Annotated in this window: 1 protein-coding gene; it reads right to left on the reverse strand. The window is 31.4% G+C overall.

Annotation, left to right across the window (positions count from 1 at the left end; translation table 11 throughout):
- Positions 1-284: 284 nt before the first annotated feature.
- Entirely contained in the window at positions 285-797 is a 513-nt protein-coding gene (locus tag AC58DT_RS15655; RefSeq protein ID WP_497217726.1) for a hypothetical protein, read from the reverse strand.
- Between the last annotated feature and the right edge of the window lie 143 nt (positions 798-940).

Consider the following 940-nt stretch of genomic DNA (forward strand, 5'->3'; position numbering starts at 1 on the left):
TTTAGTTTTCCGGTGGTAAGTTCGTCCAGAATTTTCAGTTTGAAAGGTTCTGAATACCGTCTGATCACTTTGTCATTTTTGTACATAATGTTTAAAATTATGTAGCCTTTATTCAGGACGGGTCATAATTAAGCCCAACGGTTGGGCTATGGTTTCGTTGCGGAAAATGTCCGAAGGACTTTTCCGCTCTAGCCGAAAGATAGCAAAACGGCGGGAATTTTCGGCAGAAAATTCCGCCGCAATGAACTCAGATCTTTGTTGTGGTGTCGTTTTTTTTTATTCAATCAACTTCTAAAAGGTGGTGGAGGACAAGTTTTGAATTGATATTTCGCTGGTATCGTATTAAATTTTTCACTTTCATAAAAACTGAATATTTTCATCCACCAATCCTGTAGAGATTCTTTTTCCGTGAATAAAAATGAATTGTCAAATAGAACCTTATCATCTATAACTTTATAAGAAACTATCGCAGCGAAATAGTAAAATTCTTTTTTAACGTCATATGCAAATAAGTTGTAAAAGTAAAGATTGGAGTTTTCTACGATACTAGGCATAATTACACTCCCATATAAAATATCTTTTGAACCTAAATTCTGCTTGTATTTTTCTAATTTGGAAAACAGCCAAGTATCTTTTGGCGAATTAGCATTTCGCAAAGACTCAATATTTCCGTTTTTTAGAAATGTAGTATATGAAATTCCTTCTTCATTAATCTTCTCTAAAATTTGAGGATTGATCTCCTGAGAAAATAAAGAATGGAAACTTAAAATTATAATGAGTGTTGAAATCAGCTTCATATTATACTTTAATATTTTAAATGTCTTGTCCTGAAATATGGCTACAGGTTAAAATTGATTTACGCTGTTTTTAAATATACCATATTTGGGGTTTTGAAATTTAAAGATAAATGTAATCTTATTTCATTGTATAATTTAATTGC

The sequence above is a fragment of the Aequorivita sp. CRS11 genome (assembly GCF_059693805.1).

Coding starts and splice junctions, on each gene's coding strand:
- AC58DT_RS15655 (WP_497217726.1), bottom strand. CDS start 797: ATGAAGCTGATTTCAACACTCATTATAATTTTAAGTTTCCATTCTTTA.